We start from the raw sequence: 17509 nt of genomic DNA, 5'->3' as shown, positions 1-17509 counted from the left end.
TATTTGTGCTGCAAGAGCGATTTGAACTATACAAATTATTTACACATAACCCGTTAACATTCCGGAGTCCATGTAAATTCCCGTAAACTGACATCGGATTAACGGATGATCGTATTTAGTGAGCGATCGTACCCAATGAATGATCGGGTTCAGATGATCTGATCAGGATAATCGATTGAATAGTCTGATTAATGATCGGATGACATGACCGGATAAGCACACTAAAGCGCTTGGAAATCCCTTGAAACGGTTGAGCGGGGTTTTTCTGCTTTCCTTTTATTTTCACGTATAATGGGGCAGAACGGTACCCCCACGCATCCGGAGAGATTATTATGCTTGAAGATGAGTATCAACTTGACTTTTTCAAAAATAATGGGTTCGTTCGGAAGCAGTGCTCCAAATGTGGAACGTTCTTCTGGACGCGAGACCTTGACCGAGAGACATGCGGAGATGCGCCCTGCGACCCCTATTCCTTTATCGGGAATTCTGCTTTTTCCCGGGAATTCAATATCTCAGAGATGCGCGAGTATTACCTTTCCTTCTTTGAGGCCCGTGGGCACACCCGGATCGATCGCTATCCCGTTATTGCCCGCTGGAGGGACGATATTTACCTGACCATAGCTTCCATTGCAGACTTCCAGCCTTTCGTTACCTCAGGGCAGGTCCCTCCCCCGGCAAACCCCCTCACAATTTCCCAGCCCTGCATCCGCTTAAACGACCTGGACTCTGTGGGCAGGAGTGGGCGCCACCTGACAACCTTTGAAATGATGGCGCACCACGCCTTCAACAAGAAGGACAACGAGATCTACTGGAAGGAACATACCCTTGAACTCTGCGACGAGCTTTTAAACTCGCTTAAGGTCGATCCCTTCGCCGTAACCTACAAGGAAGAGCCCTGGGCAGGCGGCGGCAATGCCGGACCCTGTGTGGAAGTTATCGTACACGGGCTCGAGCTTGCAACCCTTGTGTTCATGAACCTGCGGGTTGATAAGAACGGGGACATCCCGATCAAGGGTGAGACCTACTCCAAAATGGACAACTATATCGTGGATACCGGGTACGGGCTCGAGCGTTTTGTCTGGGCTTCAAAGGGTTCCCCCACCATCTATGATGCGCTTTTCCCGGGCATCGTAAACGAACTCATGGGGCTTGCGGGGATCGAACACGAACTGAACGACTCCGAATATGCAAACATCCTGGCCCAGAACGCAAGGCTTGCAGGGCTCATGGACGTAAGCGAAAAGGCAAACCTGCTGGAACTTCGGAAACAGGTGGCATCAAACATAGGGATGACCGTGGACAAGCTCTCGGCCATCATGGAACCCGTAGAAAAGGTCTATGCGATCACGGACCACAGCCGCTGCCTGACTTTCATGCTGGGCGACGGCGTCATCCCCTCAAACGTCAAGGGCGGCTACCTGGCTCGCCTGGTCCTTAGAAGGACTCTGCGCATGATGAATGACCTGGATATCAGGCTCCCGCTCTCCGAAATCGTGGACATGCACATCAGGAACATGCCCGAATATCCCGAGTTCAGGGAAAACTTCCCGGTCATCCAGGACATTCTGGAGTCTGAAGAAGAAAAGTTCAACAGCACCATGGAGAGGGGCCGCAGGATTATCCAGAAGTCGGCATCCCATTTCAAGAAGAGCGGGGAAAAGATTCCCCTGTCCCAGTTAACCGAACTTTACGATTCTCACGGCATCCCGCCCGAGATGGCAAAGGACGTTGCATCCGAACTAGGGGTGGGAGTAGAGTTCCCGGACAACTTCTATTCAATCATCGGCGAGTTGCACAACAAGGCAGAGGAAAAGGCAGCTGAAGAAATCCCCTTTGCCGAGCGGCTCAGCCACCTCCCCAAAACCAAGCGCCGCTTCTATGACGAGCCTACACGCCTGGAGTTCGAAGCGGTTGTCCTGGATGTCTTTGACAGGCACGTCGTGCTGGACAGCACCTTCTTCTATGCGGAAGGCGGCGGCCAGCCTGCTGACCTCGGGACAATCACTGCCGGTTATACTGTGTATAAAGTGGTGGACGTCCAGGTCTACAACGGGGTCATAGTCCATACCCTGGAAAGTCCCGAAGGGGAACCGGAGATCGGTAAAGGCGACATCATCGTAGGAAATGTGGACGAAGAGCGGAGAATGACCCTTGCCCGGCACCACACCGCAACCCACATCGTAAACGATGCCGCAAGGAAAGTCCTCGGGAAGCACATCTGGCAGGCCGGTGCCCAGAAGTTTGAGGACCATTCCAGGCTTGACCTTTCTCACTACAAGCACATCTCCCCTGAAGAACTGAAGCAGATCGAACTCCTGGCAAACAGGACCGTGATGGAAAACAAGCGCGTGGTCACTGAATGGATGCCCAGGACCGAAGCCGAGCAGGAATATGGGTTCGGGCTTTACCAGGGCGGAGTGCCCCCCGGAGAGAAGATCAGGGTCGTAAAAGTGGGCGATGACGTGGAAGCCTGCGGAGGGACCCACTGCCTGAGTACGGGCATAATAGGCCCTATCAAGATCCTGAAGACCGAGAGGATCCAGGACGGGGTGGAAAGAGTCGAGTTTGCAGCCGGAACCGCTGCTGTCAGGGCCATGCAGAAGATGGAGTCCCTTCTGGTCGATTCCTCTAAGACCCTGAGCGTACCCCCCGATCACCTCCCCGGAAGTGTCGAGCGCTTCTTCGGGGAATGGAAGGACCTCAAGAAAGAAAACGAGCGGCTCAAGGAAGAACTCGCCCGTGCCAGGGTCTACCGGATGCTCGGAAACGCCGCAGAACTTTCGGGCCTCAGGGTTATTGCCGAGTCCGTACCTGGCGCCGATGCCCTGGAACTTCAGAAGATCGCCACTGAATTCCTTAAAAACGAGGATGTTGTCACCCTCCTCATAAGCGAGGCCGGGGGAGTCAAGATCGTGGCATCTGCCGGCAAGAAAGCCCTCGAGTGCGGAATTAATGCTGGGTCCCTTGTCCGGGAAATGTCAAAAGTCGTCGGTGGAGGCGGTGGAGGAAAGCCGGACCTTGCCATGGGCGGCGGGACCGATCCTACCAGGATCGAAGACGCCCTTGCCCGCGGGCTTGAACTCGTGAAAGAGGCATGCGGGAAGAAGGCTTGAATTAATTCGGCTTGAATGAATCGACCTGAATAATCGGCTGATTCAGTCAAAAATATAAGAATATAACTAAAAGTGGACAATAAAACAGACACCGGGTCTAAGGCCCGGTTCTTTTTTCTATTTTCAATTCTGAAACATTTCAATTCTGAAACATTTCAATTCTGAAACATTTCAATTCTGAAACATTTCAATTCTGAAACATTTCAATTCTGAAACATTTCAATTCTGAAACATTTCAATTCTGAAACATTTCAATCCTGAAAGATCACTTCGCAGAGAATTGCCCTGCCTTCCTTTACAAAGAGGTGCACTGTCTTTTTCCCTTCAAGGCCTTTTTCTACCTCTTTTCGGACTTCCCAGTAGTCCTCGGGTTTCACTCCGGCCCTCAGCACAACGCTCCCCACGTTCCTGTCTCTCAAAAACCGGTTAATTTCCCCGGGTTCAAAAGGACATACCTTCAGGACAAGGTAGTGGTGCTTGATCATGGGCTGCTTGACCAGGGCGTCCGAGGTAAATAGAAGCCTTTTTTTATCCACCCTGAAGAGTTCGAAGCCCCCGGCAAAGGGCCCCACGGTTTCAATCATGGAGTCTGCAAGTTCCGGAAGCAGCCCTGCCGCCATAACAGAAGGCTCGGGCTCGTAGGCGTAGAGTTTCATCTTTTCGCTTTCCCTCACGGGTGGAAGCGGGAGGGCCTTTGATATGAGCCCCTCGCCTGCGGGGAGGGCCACAGCCAGCCGTTCATACTGTTTGAGCCCGCCGAAGTAGAGGGTAAGGCGGTTGAGCTGCCCGTCCAAGGAGATGTATTCTTTTTCGCAGTCAAAGGGAATCCTCTCGGGAGGCATCTGGGGCGGGGCTTCGAAGGCAAAGTTTTTCGTCTTCTCCCCGTAAGCCGAAAGCACGTTCGGGATCCCGGGTTCCAGGCATGAGACCTGCCTTTCATCTTCCTCCGGAGGGCGGAAGGGGTCCGAAAAAACCACATCGACTGCCGGGATCTGCTCGATGACTTTCGGGTCAAGGGCATCCCCGCATATGAACTTCACGTTGTCGAGCCCGTACATCTCGCAGTTCTGCTTTGCATACTCGATCCTCTCAGGGTCGATTTCCACTGCATACACAAACTCGCACTGCTGTGCAAAAAAAACCGTCTGCCCTCCTATCCCGCAGCTGATGTCCGCCAGGGCCCTGCATCTCAGGCGCTGTGCCCTGTAGCGGGCAATCGGTTCGGGGGTCGCAAAGCGCAGGCTTTCCTTATCCCCATGAAGGGGCTTTTCAAATTGCTTTTTCCGTGCCACGTCGATCTGGGAAATAGTAGGAGGTTTATGGGATTTAAAGGCAACTGAAAAGGAGGGTTGTATGACTTCCCGAGTTCCAAACCTTGTTTTAGTGGATATTGCTCGCGGATATCTCAGGATTTCTGCGTCTTAAAAAAAAGAATTTCAATCCTGTTTTGGTGGATATTGTTCAGGACATTGCTAAGGAATCAATCATAGCCGTAAAAATTTTCCTGCTTTATCTGCTCCTCCGGCACTCCCAGCTCCCTCATAAGAGAAACCATTGCCTCTACCATCTTCGGTGGGCCGCAGGTATAGAATGTGCGTTCTATGTAATCCGGCATATATTTTTTTACCATTTCGGCATTGATTCTCCCGGTCACTCCCTTCCATTCCTGTCCGGGTCGGGTGACTGTTTCAATTACTTTTATGTCAGGTTTTTCCCTCTGCATACCTTCCAGCTCATCCATGAAGGCTATATCACTCTCGCGGCTGTTTGAGTAAAGCAGGATTATGCTGGTACCTAGCTCCTTATCGATCGAATATTTGATCATGCTTCGCAGTGGAGTTATGCCTATGCCTCCCGAAAGCATTCCTACCTTATCATACTCACCCTGGAAGGTGAACTCGCCATAAGGTCCCCTTATGGAAACCTTATCACCTGAATTCAGGCCTGCCAGAGCATCTGAAAAGGGATGGCCTGTCAGCCTCTTGGTTATCTCAAGGAAGCCTTCAGTAGGGCTGCTGGATAACGTAAAATGTTTTGTCATCTTTTCAGGACCGCCGCCCAGAGTTATGAATATGTATTGGCCTGCAAGGTAACGAAACCCCTGAGGCTTTTCAAATCTTATACTCTTTATATCAGGCGTTCTCTGGATAGTCTCAACTACACAGGTTTCAAAAGGCATTTTCTCCCCCACACTAATTGACGGTTACTTGAAAATTGTATTTTTCTATATTTAAATTCACGAGATATATAATTAAAGATTATTGCAGTCTCTGAACTGAGGCAGTGCCCCTCCAGATTCTGCTCATGCTTCTCCCGGGCGAGCCAGAAGCTCTCCTATCACCAACGGTGTTTCATCCTTGTTTTGATAAATATATTTGAATTCAATGATAGTGTTTATCAGGATTTGTCTTTAGAAACACTGTTACAAAAACTATTTTTAAATGGTTTTTATATATACTCATATATATAACTCACGATCCATTCTCAAGTGCTTAGGATTGAGTCTGTATTTTTTTGAAGACCAGAAATGTCAGATTTAAAATCGGCGCGTCAGTATAAGTAACTTTATTGTTATATCTTCTAATAAAAATGCTAATAAATGCCTTGAGGTTGGAAAGTTGGAGTTCACTTTAGATAAAGGAGAAGCAAGGGCAGTTGTAGTATTAAAGGGCCAGAACATATCAATTTCTTGTATTGGTGCGGGGCAGTTAGCTGATTTGGTTTTTCTTGGTTATCACCAGGGTATAACCCTTGACAGGCTACGCAGGTTCGTTCTGAAGTGCGGGGATGAATTGTTCGATTCAAACGAGGAAGGGGTTCTTCGGGTCACGTCAATAAATTCTGATGCTGACACAAATATTCTGTATCCAGGTTGCAGAAGAAAATTGTATGCTGAAAAATTTGGAAAAGATAAGAATGGTTGCAGGGATCTTTTAGCCTCTGCTCTCGGGGTTCCTTTCCCAAATCTTCCCAGCACAATAAACCTGTTCATGGATTTCGAGCTTGATTGCAAGGACTTTTCGTTCAAGACCAGAACATCAAGGGTAAAGGAAGGTGATTCGGTAAGCTTTTACGTCCTCAAAAATTGCACAGTTGCCATCTCAGCATGTCCTAGTGAAGCTGGTGCATGTAAGACAGAAGGGAAAATAGAAGTGAAAATTCAATGATATCAGTCATCGAAACTTTACAAGCTCTGGATATTAATTATGAAGCTCTTACAGACCTGGTGGAACTTATCACCTCTATTTTGACGCTTTTAATTGCATTTGTACTGGGCAGGCAGGCATTTGTGAGATGGAGAAAAGATTTATCCACCTGTTTGATTTTTTTGTGGTTTTCCTCTATTCTCATCCACTTGAAGCTTATACTTAATTTGGATGTAGCAGCTATTTTCTTTATAATTGGGCTGATTACATGGGTGATTGTGTTTTTTGTTGTTGTAAGAATATTTTACAATGTACTAAATCTTGAACTCATTCAATTCTCCAAAAGGGATGGGCTTGAATTCCACGATTTTATCAAGGATTCTTTTGGGTCAGACTGCATTGACGCTGCAATCAATGAAGCAAATGATGAGTCTGAAAAAGGGTGGCCTGGGGCAACCCATAATAAACAGCCAGGAAAGAAGAAGGGCCTGTATCCGTTAATCCTGGCAGCCGATGAATGTTGGAGGCCGTGGAGCATCGCACAAAAATTCGTTGCAAACGCTATTCTTAATAATGGACGCACCGGTGTAATATATTTCACATTCACCAGGCCGCATGAGCATATAAGTGATCAGATAATAAATAAAATTAAGCAGAAGAATCCCAATTTTGTAGCCAGTTCTCTTCCGCTCAATAATGTAGTCATTATTGACTGCTTTACCCCTCTGTCACTAAAAAGCTCCGAAAACCCCGGCTCATTAAAAAGTTTTATCAATTCTATTTTTTCTACAAATCGGTTGAGGGGGGGCACAATTGATAAAGGTTATTTAGTCGCTGATCCAAGAAACCCTCATCTTTTAAACGAATTCTACGAAAAATCACTCCTGTTCCTCAAGAACAAAAGATGTGAAAGTATTTGTGTAGTCTATGACGCATTGTCAGATTTTTTGTGCTTTACAGATGAAAAGATAGCCATCCAGTATCTCAGGCATAATATGTTTTGGGAGGAAAAAAACAAAGTATCTTCGCTTTATATTCTTCGACTCAATACCCTACAAAATAAGTTTTTCGAAGAATATCTTCTATGGTTTGCCAATACAGTGTTTTACCTTGAGGTCAAAGATGGAAAGCCGATTCTGAAAACTCGTGGATTGTTTTCAGAGCCAAAATGCTATGATATTGATTACAATCTGTGTAGAAAATATAAGTGTCTTGATTTTTATGGATAGAAATAATCTATCTTCAAAGACAGAAAATACTCCCTGATTATTCCAGCGAAAGGGGGGGTGGAACATCCCAGAAGAGGAAATTCCGAAAGGGTGGGGAGCAGATGAAAAGGATGAGAGGGGAGATAAGGAAAAGAGTTTTGAGCATGACCTTATCCTTGAGGAGTTCAGGTCCCTGCGGGCAGAAGAACTGGGTAAGATGGATAAGCAATATAAGATCCTGGCTCTCGAAGTCACAGGCACGGGTACTTTGCTCGGGCTTGCCTTTCAATACAGCCTGTATCCCCTCTTCCTGATCCTGCCTCTTATTATCCTTTCTTTCATGAGCCTCTACCACTGGGAGCGGCTTTCCATAATTAATGCCGGGGAATATATCCGTGAACTGGAATCTTCTTTCATCAAGGAATACCCCGAACTGGGCTGGGAAAGATGGCTTCTAAAAAGCCCTAAAAGGTGTGCTGTGTACGCTTTCACGGAACTGGTTTCCACTTTCTGCGTTTTCTGTATCTATCTTCTGTGTGTATACGGGATTTTATCCTCCGATTTCGGTGCAGGCAGTTTTGCCCTTATTGGCAGCCTGTGGTTCAGGTATCTCGCTTCTGCGCTTTACTTCTTGCTGGGGGTGGCGATTTTTTTAATGTACAACGATGAGAACCTGAAAGAATGCCTGAGGTTTAAATCCGGCAGAATGAATAAGTCCGAAAACGAAAAAACCAGTGATCAGGGAAAGAAGTGAACTCGTAGAAAAAACCCGCAGGAAGGATTAATCGAAAAGAAATATGGTAAGCAGGAAAAACCTGCAAAAGGAAAAATCCCCGGAAAAAGAATCTTTCCAGGGCCTGCAATTTAAGGAATTTTTAAAAAAAGTATGCCCGAAAGGGCATTTTCGCTTATGCTTCCTTTACGAGCCTTGCGATGTCGTCCCCGACGTCGGAGGTGCCGCTGGATCCGTCCATGTCGTAGGTCCTGACTTTTGCATCCAGAATGTTTTTCTGGATTGCGCCTACGATGGTGTCTGCTGCTTCCTTTTCTCCAAGCTGTTCGATGAGCATGGCCCCTGCCCAGATTGTGGCAATCGGGTTTACCTTGTTCAAGCCCTTGTATTTCGGGGCTGAGCCGTGGATTGGCTCGAACATGCTTGTGCCGTTCGGGTTTATGTTCCCGCCCGGGGCAAGGCCGAGGCCGCCCTGGATCATGGCGCCGAGGTCGGTTATGATGTCTCCGAACATGTTCGGGGTTACGACCACGTCGAACCATTCGGGGTTTTTAACAAACCACATGGTGATGGCGTCAACGAAGTTGAAGTCCGTGCTAACGTCCGGGTGGGATGCGGCGACTGCGTTGAACTCTTCTCTCCAGAAACCGTAGATGTCGGAGAGGACGTTTGCCTTGTCCACCGAAGAGACGTGTTTCTTGCTCTTTTCTGCAAGGTCGAAAGCGTACTCTATCACGCGCTTTGTCCCTTCCTTGGAGATCAGGCCGATCTGGTACCCAATTTCCTCGCTGTCGGTCTCGATGTCCAGCCCGAACTTTGCGGAGTAGAGTGTCCTTTTGACTTCAAGGAGGTCCTTGCTCACTCCTTTCTTTGCCCTGCCGCCGATTCCTATGTAGAAGTCCTCGGTGTTTTCCCTGACCACGGTGAAATCGATATCCTTTGAGGTCTTGTCCTTGATGGGAGTCCAGACTCCTTCCAGGAGTTTTATCGGGCGCAGGTTGATGTACTGGTCGAAGTAGAAGCGCGCAGTTAATAAGATCCCTTTCTCAAGAATGCCGGGGGCAATCCTCGGGTCCCCGATGGAGCCAAGGTAAATGGCAGGGTAGCCGGATAATTCCTTTAAGGTCTCTTCCGAAATCAGTTCCCCCGTTTCCAGGTAATGGTCTGCCCCGTGAGGGTACTCTATCCATTCCACGTCAAAGCCGAATTTCTCGCCTGCGGCGTCTATAACTTTTCGGCCTTCTGCGATGATTTCTGGGCCTATCCCGTCACCGGGAAGGACCGGAATCTTATACTGCGTCATGTTTGTTCTCCTTTCGAATTTACAGGCAACTTGCCTTGCAAAACTGCCTTTTTTGTTTGAGAGATGTCGAACGTGAACAGCCCGTTTTTCAACAGGTTTTCCGCTATTCAGCGCTCGGAGACCAGTTTTCTGGCATACTCGATCAGCCCGCCCTCATCCACGATCTCGCGGACAAAGTCAGGGAGGGGCGTTGCCTGGTAGGTCTCACCTTTCGTTTTGTTTTCAATGACCCCGCTTGCGAGGTCAACTTCAAGCTCGTCTCCGTCGTCGATCCTGTCCGTGTCAGGGCATTCCAGGACCGGGACTCCTATGTTGATTGCGTTCCTGAAAAAGATCCGGGCAAAGGACTTTGCGATCACGCAGGCTACCTTTGACCCTTTCAGGGCCAGGGGCGCGTGTTCGCGTGAGGATCCGCAGCCGAAGTTGCTGCCTGCGACCACGATATCGTTTTCATGAACGTTTTTTGCAAAATCTGGGCGGACGCCTTCAAAGGTGTACTTTGCAAGTTCTCCGGGGGTATTGAAAATCAAATACCTTCCGGGAATAACCGCATCCGTGTCCACGTCATCTCCGAATTTCCAGGCTCTTCCTTTCATGGCATCACCACTTTTGGTTTGCTGTAATTAAAAGCTGTTCTTGGAAATTTACAGCCTGTAACCCAGCCTGTACTCACAGGGTTGAAGTATTGCAGGTAATATTTAAATTATTTTCTGGCAGGCTATAAAAATTGGTTGACAATCCCACTCATTTCCCCCGGGGTTTATGCCTCTAAACTCTTTAAAATAAATACTTATGGTTCGATTGGTGCTGTTTCTCTTTGTTTTCCCTCTTTTCCGGGCACAAAAGCTCCCGGGTCTCCTCCCCCATGCCAGCTCCTCCTGGGGCGGATGCGGACCAGGTGGACGGATTCGGAGTGGTCGTCCACTATCAGGGCAGCTCCCCTTTCGCTTCCCATTTTTTTGATATATGCCTGGATGCCTTCCTGCATGTAAAGGGGGCGGGAAGCCTCAAGCGCCAGGATGTCGTCGCTTGCGGTGAGGCGATGGCAGATCAGGAGGTCACTCTGGGAGACCACGTCCGTGTGCAGGCCTGAGGGCCTCTGGGTTGCCAGGACAAGGGACAGGCCCGGCTGCCTGCCCTGCCTGAGGCACCTGTTGATCAGCACCTCCGAGGCAAGGCTCTCACCCCCTGCGGGCACGAAGAGGTGGGCTTCGTCTATAAAGAGCCAGACCATAGGGAACTCTTTTCCCTCCTGTTTTTCTCCCATAAGCTTCTTCTCATACGCCCGCCTGGCCTCAAGCCGCTCTGCATAAAGCCTGCCTGCCATGATGGATACCACGGCGGCACAGACGTTTTCGTTTTCAAGGGTGCTTACGTCAAGGACCGAGGTCTTTCCCCCGGATACGAGTTCCGAAAGGGGGGTCCCCTCTTCCGAAAACACTCCCCAGGCATCCACAGCCCTGAAATAATTTTCTGCGGCCCCTTTCGAAGCCTGGTCCGAGCGCTCATCCCGGAGCACTCCGCTTACGATGTCCTCAAAGGAATATTTTTCCTTTTCCTTTCTCAGGGTCTCAATAGTCCTTACCACCAGGACTCCCAGCGGGGATATCTCTTCGGTCCCGAAGACCCTGCACCACTGGCTCCCGGAAAGTTCCCGGATTGAGATTGAGAATGGGTTGGCCCTGATGTTTCTTTTTCTGTAAGCCTCAACTCTCCCTGCAGGCACAAAAACTTCGACATCTAGGCCTGCAGGTGCAAGGTTCCAGCTTTTGAGTTTCCCGGCTTCGAGTGTGTTGGGTTGGGTTGTTGTCCAGAAAATTCCCATGGTGTCAATGACAAAAGCTGCAAGTTTTTCCCTGAGGGCAGGAGGAAGCAGGGCAAGTTCTTCCAGTATGCAGCCCATGGTATAGGACTTCCCGTACCCCCGTTTCCCGCAGATAAGCACTGCATGGGGTTTCAGGGCGTCCAGGTAGACGGCGGCTCCTTTTGAGCGGTCAAGCGCCAGATAGTTTCCAAGGAAGAGGAGCCCTTCTCCGGGGTTCTCCTCATTTCCGAGCACACGGCATTTTCCGGAAGTTTTCCCTCCGAAAGCAGGCCTTAAGGTTTCATTCTCCCCTTTTGACATCTTTTAATAATATCGAGGGATTACTATTTAAGATAATTTACATGGCCTCATGGGAAGTAAAAGCAGAATTTAGGCATCTAAAGGCCGGGAAAGAATATTTTGGGGTCAGTGTCCGACCCACTCTTTTAAGAACGTGAATTTAAGTAAAATCTTTTTTCTTATAAGCGAAATGTTTATTTAGATGTGAAAATGTATACTCTGATGCTCACATATGCTCTTTTTGCATGGGCTTTAAACTTTCTATGTGTTTATACCTGCGGTATGCTGACGGGTCTGCTGAAGCACTCCTTACCTGGTTGAAAACCGGGAGATAAGGAATCTCTTGAACCCATGAAATTGTACAGATCCCAACCAGACAAATCCTCAAGTGGCTTTATAGTTTTTTATGGTGAATATCCGTGGATCAACCCCCTAAATCCTCCTTAGTAGATCTGCTTTTAAGATCTGACAAAAGAAAGAAGTTGCTGCTTTTGTTAACAGAAGGTCCGAAACGAATTGATGAAATCACAGAGGTACTTGACGCCCCTGCAACTTCGGTCCTTCCCCAGGTCAAAAAGCTTAAAGAGAATGGGCTGGTCTTGCAGGATGGAAAAACTTACAAACTTTCCAAAATAGGGTTGATTGTAACTGAAAAAATGCAGCCTCTGGTTGGGACCCTTGAGGTTTTTGAGGACCACTTTGATTACTGGACAGAGAGGGACTTAACCGGGATTCCTCCTTCCCTGCGCGTGAATCTCGGAAAAATCGGGTCCTGCAGGTTGATCGAGCCCAAGCTTTCCCGGATCTTTGAACCTCCCGAGGAATTTGTAGACAACCTCCTTAAATCCGGGGAGGTAATGCGGTTTACCTCTTACTTCCAGCCTTCTTTCAAAAGCATTCATGATATAGTCATCCGGAACAAGGCTGCTGTTTCCCTTATCGTTACCAGCGGCTTCTTCGAAAGGGTGGTAAGTGATCACCCGGAAGAACTTGATAAATTCCTGCGGCCTGAAAATTCGAAACTATTCATTTTTAACGGGAGCACGACCCTTGCCTCCCTCACCGTTACCGAGAGGTTCATGGCGCTGCTCCTCCCCGATAAAAGAGGAAAACTTGACCAGAGGCTTCTTTTGAGCTTTGAGGAGAAGGCAATCGAATGGGGAAAAGAAATGTTCCTGCATCTCCTGGACCAGTCCAGGGAAGTAACAGGTGAGAATCTAGAGGAATTAAAGAAATAGAGGATATCACCTGGAGGAATTAAAAAATAGAGGACATCATCCGGAGGAATTTAAGAAATAGAGGGAATTACCGGGTTTTTGAAAGGGGCTGGAGGTTGAAGCCGGAAAGCTTTCAACCTCAAATAAATAGTGAATTCAGGGGCCTGAGTTTTCAGGATAAAGGAACTGAATTCTCAGGAGATAATTTCTTCCAGTTTTCCTTCCTTAGCTGCAATTTTGATTTCCTGGGCAATTCTTCTTCCCGTGGACAGGCCTTCCTGAATCAGGTCCGCATAAGGGGAACCCGAAATGTAAAGGTTTGTCCCTGCCACAATCCGGGCTGAGATTTCAAAGACCTTGATCTCCAGCTCGTCCGTGAAAACGGTTTCCAGGCAGAAAGCCCCTATCATCCCGCCGAAGAGGCCGAGGGATTCTTCCACGACCCTTTCCCCGAGGGAAAAGATCAGCGGCAGGAGGGATTCCCTGGCGACGAGGGGGACGTTTCCGGTAACCACGTATGTCGGGCGGATGCCTGCTTCTATGAGTTCCCGGGGAGAGCCGAGCCTGAAGATCTCGTCGGCGTTGGACTCTACCCTCCGGTCCATGCTCAGGAGTTCAAGGCTGCCTTTGCTCAGGGTGTACCCTTCGTTCCGGATGGGGGAGTAGAAGTAGTGCAGGTAGTAGCGGGTCCCGGTGATAAATTCCTGGATGGTGTACTTCTGGGTCCTGTCTATAAGCCCGTCGAATTCTTCGTAGGTTTTTGCAACGAAGAACCCTTTGCCTCCTTTTGCTCCGTGGTACTTGACCATTACAGGCCCGTTGATGTCATGAGGGTCATCGATTTTCCCGGGCATGTGGATGTTTGCCCCAAGTAGCCATTCCCGTTCTTTGTCGCGGTCCGATTCCCATTCGAGCACGGCCCGGTTCCCAAAGGTCGGAACAGCCATTTCTGCAAAATTATCCGTACCAAGGTAAGCAACAAAAGAGCCGTGGGGGATGATAATGACGTTTTTCTCTCTGAGCTCTTCTACTTTGTTCATGATGTCCGCATAGCTTTCGACAATCATGTACTCATCCGGTTTCGCCTTGGGAAACGCTTCGTAAAATTTTGGAGGTTTGCCTACGCAGATCCCCAGGGTCTTGAAACCTTCTTTTCTGGCCCCGTCAAAGATCTGAAGGCTTGAATGAGAACAGACAGTTGCAATAGTGATATTATCTAAATCATAGTTCTGAAGAATTTCAAGAACCTGCTGTTTTGTTATCATGATGGCTACCAACGGAAAATTTAGATTAGAATATACAATGTTATATTTAAGATTAAGGGCTGGATTCTATATATAAATATAGTAGTGAAAGTATAATAAAAAGTGAAAACTAAAACTTATAAATAAAGATCGGTTCAAAGTAGAGTATAGAGTTCGGCGCAGAAAAGTCGGGACTTAAGACCACAATTAAGATCAACCAGGGTCACACTAAGATCACAACTATAAGAGAGTTATCACAATTACCAAACGATTTTACTCAGGATGTATCTATGAACGGGCTTGAAGATAAAGACGGGTTTCCAGGTGATGAAAAGCTCCCCGAGGGTCCCGGACTGCGGGACCAGGACAGGGTGCTGGTGCTCCCCGTAAATGAAGACTCACGAAAGATCACCCAGACGCTTTCCAATGAAACATCACTTAAGATCCTTGAACTTCTCGGGAAAAAGAGCATGTCTGCAACCGGTATTGCAGAGGAGCTGAAAATCCCCCTTACCACCGTCAAGTACAACCTTGACTCTCTGGTGGACTCTGACCTGATTAAGGTCAAGCAGATAAAATGGAGCCGCAAGGGCCGGGAGGTTAAGGTCTACGAGGCATTGGAAAAGCTGATCGTCCTGGTCCCTTCCCGGAGCCCTGTTGATAAAATCTCCATCATGAACCTGCTGCAGCAGTACATAGGGGTAATTGCAGCCGCAGTCTTTGCAGCCGCAGGGATAGAATACCTCTCTGCGTACCTGAAGGCAAAAAGAATCTTTGACGCTACGGCACCTATGAGGATGGGGGTTATGGAGTACCCCTATCCGGAATCCATGATGGCAGGAGGAAATGAAAGTGATAATCCCGACCCCAAAATGTCGGACTCTGTACCTGCTTATGATGAGGAGATGCAGGAGAATGAAGCAGTAAATCCAGATCCCGGGACCTATGCGGGAGAAGAGGCTGATGAAGCGGTTCCAGCGGAAGAGATTCCAACGGAAGAGATTCCAACGGAAGAGGCCTTACCCGAAGAGTACTCTGTCGAAGAGGCTCCAATGGAAGAAACCATAATGGAAGAGCCTTCAATGGAAGAAGTCCCGATGGAAGAAGCTGTATCTGAAGAACCCATGCCTGAACGATCTGTCATGGAAACGGATACTATAACCGACACTCCTGATGCTCCCATGGAAGGGTTTGAGCCCTCGGATGTGGTGCAGGGGATTCCTCCGGTCCCTGCCGAAGGGTTTACCGGGTTTACCGGGACCCACGGGCTTTATGATGTCTTTTCGGCACATCCGGGAGTCTGGTTCCTTTTTGGGTGCATCTTTGTCATATTTCTTCTAGTCATAAGAGAAGTCTATTATAAGAAAAAGACCAAGTAATCAGGGATTGGTATGAGAGTCGCTTTAAAGATTGCATATATTGGTACCGAATTTCACGGCTCCCAGATCCAGCCCAACGTCGAGACCGTTGAAGGGGAGCTCTTCAAGGCCCTCCGTAAACTCGGGATCATAGAAAGCCCCAAATCTGCCAATTACACCTGTGCAGGCCGGACTGATGCAGGGGTGCATGCCCTTGAACAGGTCATAGCTTTTGACACTGACAAACCGAACCTGGCAATCCCCCGGGTCATCAACTCCGAACTTCCCCCTACAATCTGGGCCTGGGCCCATGCGGAAGTCCCCTCAGATTTTGATGCCCGGCGTGATGCGGTTTCCCGGCACTACCGCTATGTAATGAGCGGGGAAGACTACGACATCTCGAAGATCCGGGAAGCTTCAAAACTGCTGCTCGGGACCCACGACTTTGCCAACTTTTCCAAAGCTGACGGGGATAAAGGCACGGTCCGTACCCTCGAGAGGATCGATGTCCGGGTGGACGGCGAGTTTACCAAAATCGATGTAGTGGGCAACAGTTTCCTCTGGAACATGGTAAGGAAAATCGTAACTGCTCTTACCATGATAGGAAATGGGGTCCGGGACGAGGACTGGCTGCTCCAGATGCTCAATCCCGAAATCTATGAAGAAGGCATCGAACCTGCTCCGGCTTACGGGCTGACCCTGATGGAAGTCAAGTATCCGGATGCCATTGAATGGACCGTAGACAGCTATTCCGTTCGGAGAGCCGGGGAGCAGAACTACAAACACATTCTCAGGCAAAGGGTTATGGCCGAAGTGCTTGAGGAACTTATTTTCAAGGACTGAAAAATTTCAGGGAATCAGGAATTTCCCTGAAATGAGAACTGCCCTCTTAAGGGCATTCTTCATCCTTCTGGTTATTTTAAACAGTCGCTCTCCAGAAAGTATTTTTTAGGAGCTCCTTTCAAAAATCTTTTTAAGAAGTTAATCAGAAATTCTTTTTTACAGAAGCTCTTTTTCAAAAGTCATTTTTCAGGCAGTCTGATTTTTCTGAAATATCGTGATTGTCCGGGTAAGGCTCCGGTGCACTCTCTGGACATAGATATCAAGCACCTTGAAACCTGCCTTTTCTCCATATTCTAACGCCGCCTTGTCCGAGACCACGATGGCAATTCCTCCCGGCTTCAGGACTCTGAAGGTCTCTTCCAGGGCTCCGGCATAGAGAGTTTCAAGGGACTCTGCCAGGATGGCTGCCGACCTCCCGTAGGGGGGGTCCGTGACGACCGCATCTACAGATGCCTCTTTTAAGGGGATCCTGCAGGCGTCTCCTTCCATCAGGGCGTAGTTAACTCCGAAGGCTTCAAGGTTCATGCGGGCTCCCAGGACAAGTTTTTCCTGGGCGTCAATTCCCATGACCCGGGCTCCGATAAGCCCTGCTTCCACAAGGATGCCGGCAGTGCCGCAGAAGGGGTCCAGGAAAAGTTCTCCCTCTTTTATTCCCGAGAGATTTACAAGGGTGCGGGCTATCCTGGGCATGAGGACGCCTGGATGGAAAAAGGGCTTGTTCTGGGGGGTCCTGGCTTCGTATGTGCTCCTGTCCACGGATGAGATCAGGGTCCCAAGCACGGCTTTCTCGCTCAGGATCAGCCGGAATTCCACGTCAGGGCTTTTGAGGTTTGCCCGGAAGCCCTTCCTGTAGATGCAGCCTCCTATTTTCCGTTCAAGGAGTTCGCCGGGAAAGTCTACGTGATGTTTAATCCTTTTTGCCCTGACCACAAAACTCTGTCCTTCCCGGATAAAACCTTCAGGCTCAAAGGTTTCGGCAAGCTCCATGACAGCTTCAGGGGTGTTTTCGGAAGTCCCTACGACTTTCAGGATGTGGTGGGTCATTGCAAGCCTTTCCGTTACCCGGCCTTTCAGGGCTCTTTCCACATCTTCTTCGTTGCCTGCAACTTCCAGTACCAGGCACTGGTCGACCCGTATTCGGGGCCGACAGTCCAGCCCCTCTATCTTGAGGCAGGCCAGGACTTCGGCCACAGGCAGTTCTTCATGTTCTCCAGAGAGTTCAAAAGCGTATAACATCGAT

Annotated in this window: 14 protein-coding genes; 7 read left to right on the top strand and 7 right to left on the bottom strand. The window is 48.7% G+C overall.

All coding sequences use genetic code 11. The features are described 5' to 3' along the window. Nucleotides 1-332 precede the first annotated feature (332 nt). On the top strand, nt 333-3113 hold the full coding sequence (gene alaS / locus FTO70_RS03395) for an alanine--tRNA ligase (protein WP_255334282.1): 2781 nt from the start codon (nt 333-335) through the stop codon (nt 3111-3113). A 251-nt stretch (nt 3114-3364) separates the two neighbouring features. Here the strand turns inward: alaS and FTO70_RS03390 are convergent, their stop codons facing one another. After that, entirely contained in the window at nt 3365-4405 is a 1041-nt protein-coding gene (locus tag FTO70_RS03390; RefSeq protein ID WP_255334281.1) for a trimethylguanosine synthase, read from the bottom strand. A gap of 188 nt (nt 4406-4593) precedes the next feature. After that, entirely contained in the window at nt 4594-5292 is a 699-nt protein-coding gene (locus tag FTO70_RS03385; protein ID WP_255334280.1) for a ferredoxin--NADP reductase, read from the bottom strand. Nucleotides 5293-5731: 439 nt separating this feature from the next. Here FTO70_RS03385 and FTO70_RS03380 point away from each other — a divergent pair, with 439 nt between their 5' ends. The 3 genes from FTO70_RS03380 (at nt 5732) to FTO70_RS03370 (ending at nt 8221) form a co-directional block, all read left to right on the top strand. Further along, the gene (locus FTO70_RS03380) at nt 5732-6280 is read left to right on the top strand and encodes a DUF1989 domain-containing protein (RefSeq protein ID WP_255334279.1); all 549 of its coding nucleotides are present in this window, start codon (nt 5732-5734) and stop codon (nt 6278-6280) included. Further along, nucleotides 6277-7488 (top strand): hypothetical protein, encoded by a 1212-nt coding sequence (locus tag FTO70_RS03375; RefSeq protein WP_255334278.1) that lies wholly within the window; start codon nt 6277-6279, stop codon nt 7486-7488. The genes FTO70_RS03380 and FTO70_RS03375 overlap by 4 nt, the downstream gene beginning before the upstream one ends. 196 nt (nt 7489-7684) lie before the next feature. Continuing rightward, the gene (locus FTO70_RS03370; RefSeq protein ID WP_255334277.1) at nt 7685-8221 is read left to right on the top strand and encodes a hypothetical protein; all 537 of its coding nucleotides are present in this window, start codon (nt 7685-7687) and stop codon (nt 8219-8221) included. A 154-nt stretch (nt 8222-8375) separates the two neighbouring features. Here FTO70_RS03370 and FTO70_RS03365 read toward each other — a convergent pair whose 3' ends face one another. From FTO70_RS03365 to FTO70_RS03355, 3 genes are all read right to left on the bottom strand, one after another. Beyond that, nucleotides 8376-9503 (bottom strand): isocitrate/isopropylmalate dehydrogenase family protein, encoded by a 1128-nt coding sequence (locus FTO70_RS03365; RefSeq protein ID WP_255334276.1) that lies wholly within the window; start codon nt 9501-9503, stop codon nt 8376-8378. 107 nt (nt 9504-9610) lie between these two features. Beyond that, nucleotides 9611-10099: a 3-isopropylmalate dehydratase small subunit gene (locus tag FTO70_RS03360; RefSeq protein WP_255334275.1), complete on the bottom strand. Its 489-nt coding sequence runs from the start codon at nt 10097-10099 to the stop codon at nt 9611-9613. A 194-nt stretch (nt 10100-10293) separates the two neighbouring features. Continuing rightward, on the bottom strand, nt 10294-11628 hold the full coding sequence (locus FTO70_RS03355) for an ATP-binding protein (protein ID WP_255334274.1): 1335 nt from the start codon (nt 11626-11628) through the stop codon (nt 10294-10296). 470 nt (nt 11629-12098) lie between these two features. Between FTO70_RS03355 and FTO70_RS03350 the strand changes: the two genes are divergently transcribed. Continuing rightward, nucleotides 12099-12845, top strand: a complete 747-nt coding sequence (locus tag FTO70_RS03350; protein WP_369694318.1) for a helix-turn-helix transcriptional regulator — start codon at nt 12099-12101, stop codon at nt 12843-12845. A gap of 173 nt (nt 12846-13018) precedes the next feature. Here the strand turns inward: FTO70_RS03350 and FTO70_RS03345 are convergent, their stop codons facing one another. Then, nucleotides 13019-14089: a formate--phosphoribosylaminoimidazolecarboxamide ligase gene (locus FTO70_RS03345; RefSeq protein WP_255334272.1), complete on the bottom strand. Its 1071-nt coding sequence runs from the start codon at nt 14087-14089 to the stop codon at nt 13019-13021. A 269-nt stretch (nt 14090-14358) separates the two neighbouring features. On the opposite strand from FTO70_RS03345, the gene FTO70_RS03340 reads away from it, so the two are divergent. Next, the gene (locus FTO70_RS03340; RefSeq protein ID WP_255334271.1) at nt 14359-15447 is read left to right on the top strand and encodes a helix-turn-helix domain-containing protein; all 1089 of its coding nucleotides are present in this window, start codon (nt 14359-14361) and stop codon (nt 15445-15447) included. 12 nt (nt 15448-15459) lie between these two features. Then, nucleotides 15460-16269, top strand: a complete 810-nt coding sequence (gene truA / locus FTO70_RS03335; RefSeq protein WP_255334270.1) for a tRNA pseudouridine(38-40) synthase TruA — start codon at nt 15460-15462, stop codon at nt 16267-16269. Nucleotides 16270-16455: 186 nt separating this feature from the next. Here the strand turns inward: truA and FTO70_RS03330 are convergent, their stop codons facing one another. Beyond that, nucleotides 16456-17505 carry a TRM11 family methyltransferase gene (locus tag FTO70_RS03330; RefSeq protein ID WP_255334269.1) on the bottom strand — a complete coding sequence of 350 codons (1050 nt, stop codon included), beginning with the start codon at nt 17503-17505 and terminating at the stop codon, nt 16456-16458. Nucleotides 17506-17509 lie beyond the last annotated feature (4 nt).

Source organism: Methanosarcina sp. KYL-1, from assembly GCF_024372725.1.
In the GTDB taxonomy this organism is placed as follows: domain Archaea; phylum Halobacteriota; class Methanosarcinia; order Methanosarcinales; family Methanosarcinaceae; genus Methanosarcina.
The sequence above is the reverse complement of the archived record's forward strand: the minus strand, read 5'-3'. Positions and strand labels throughout refer to the sequence as shown.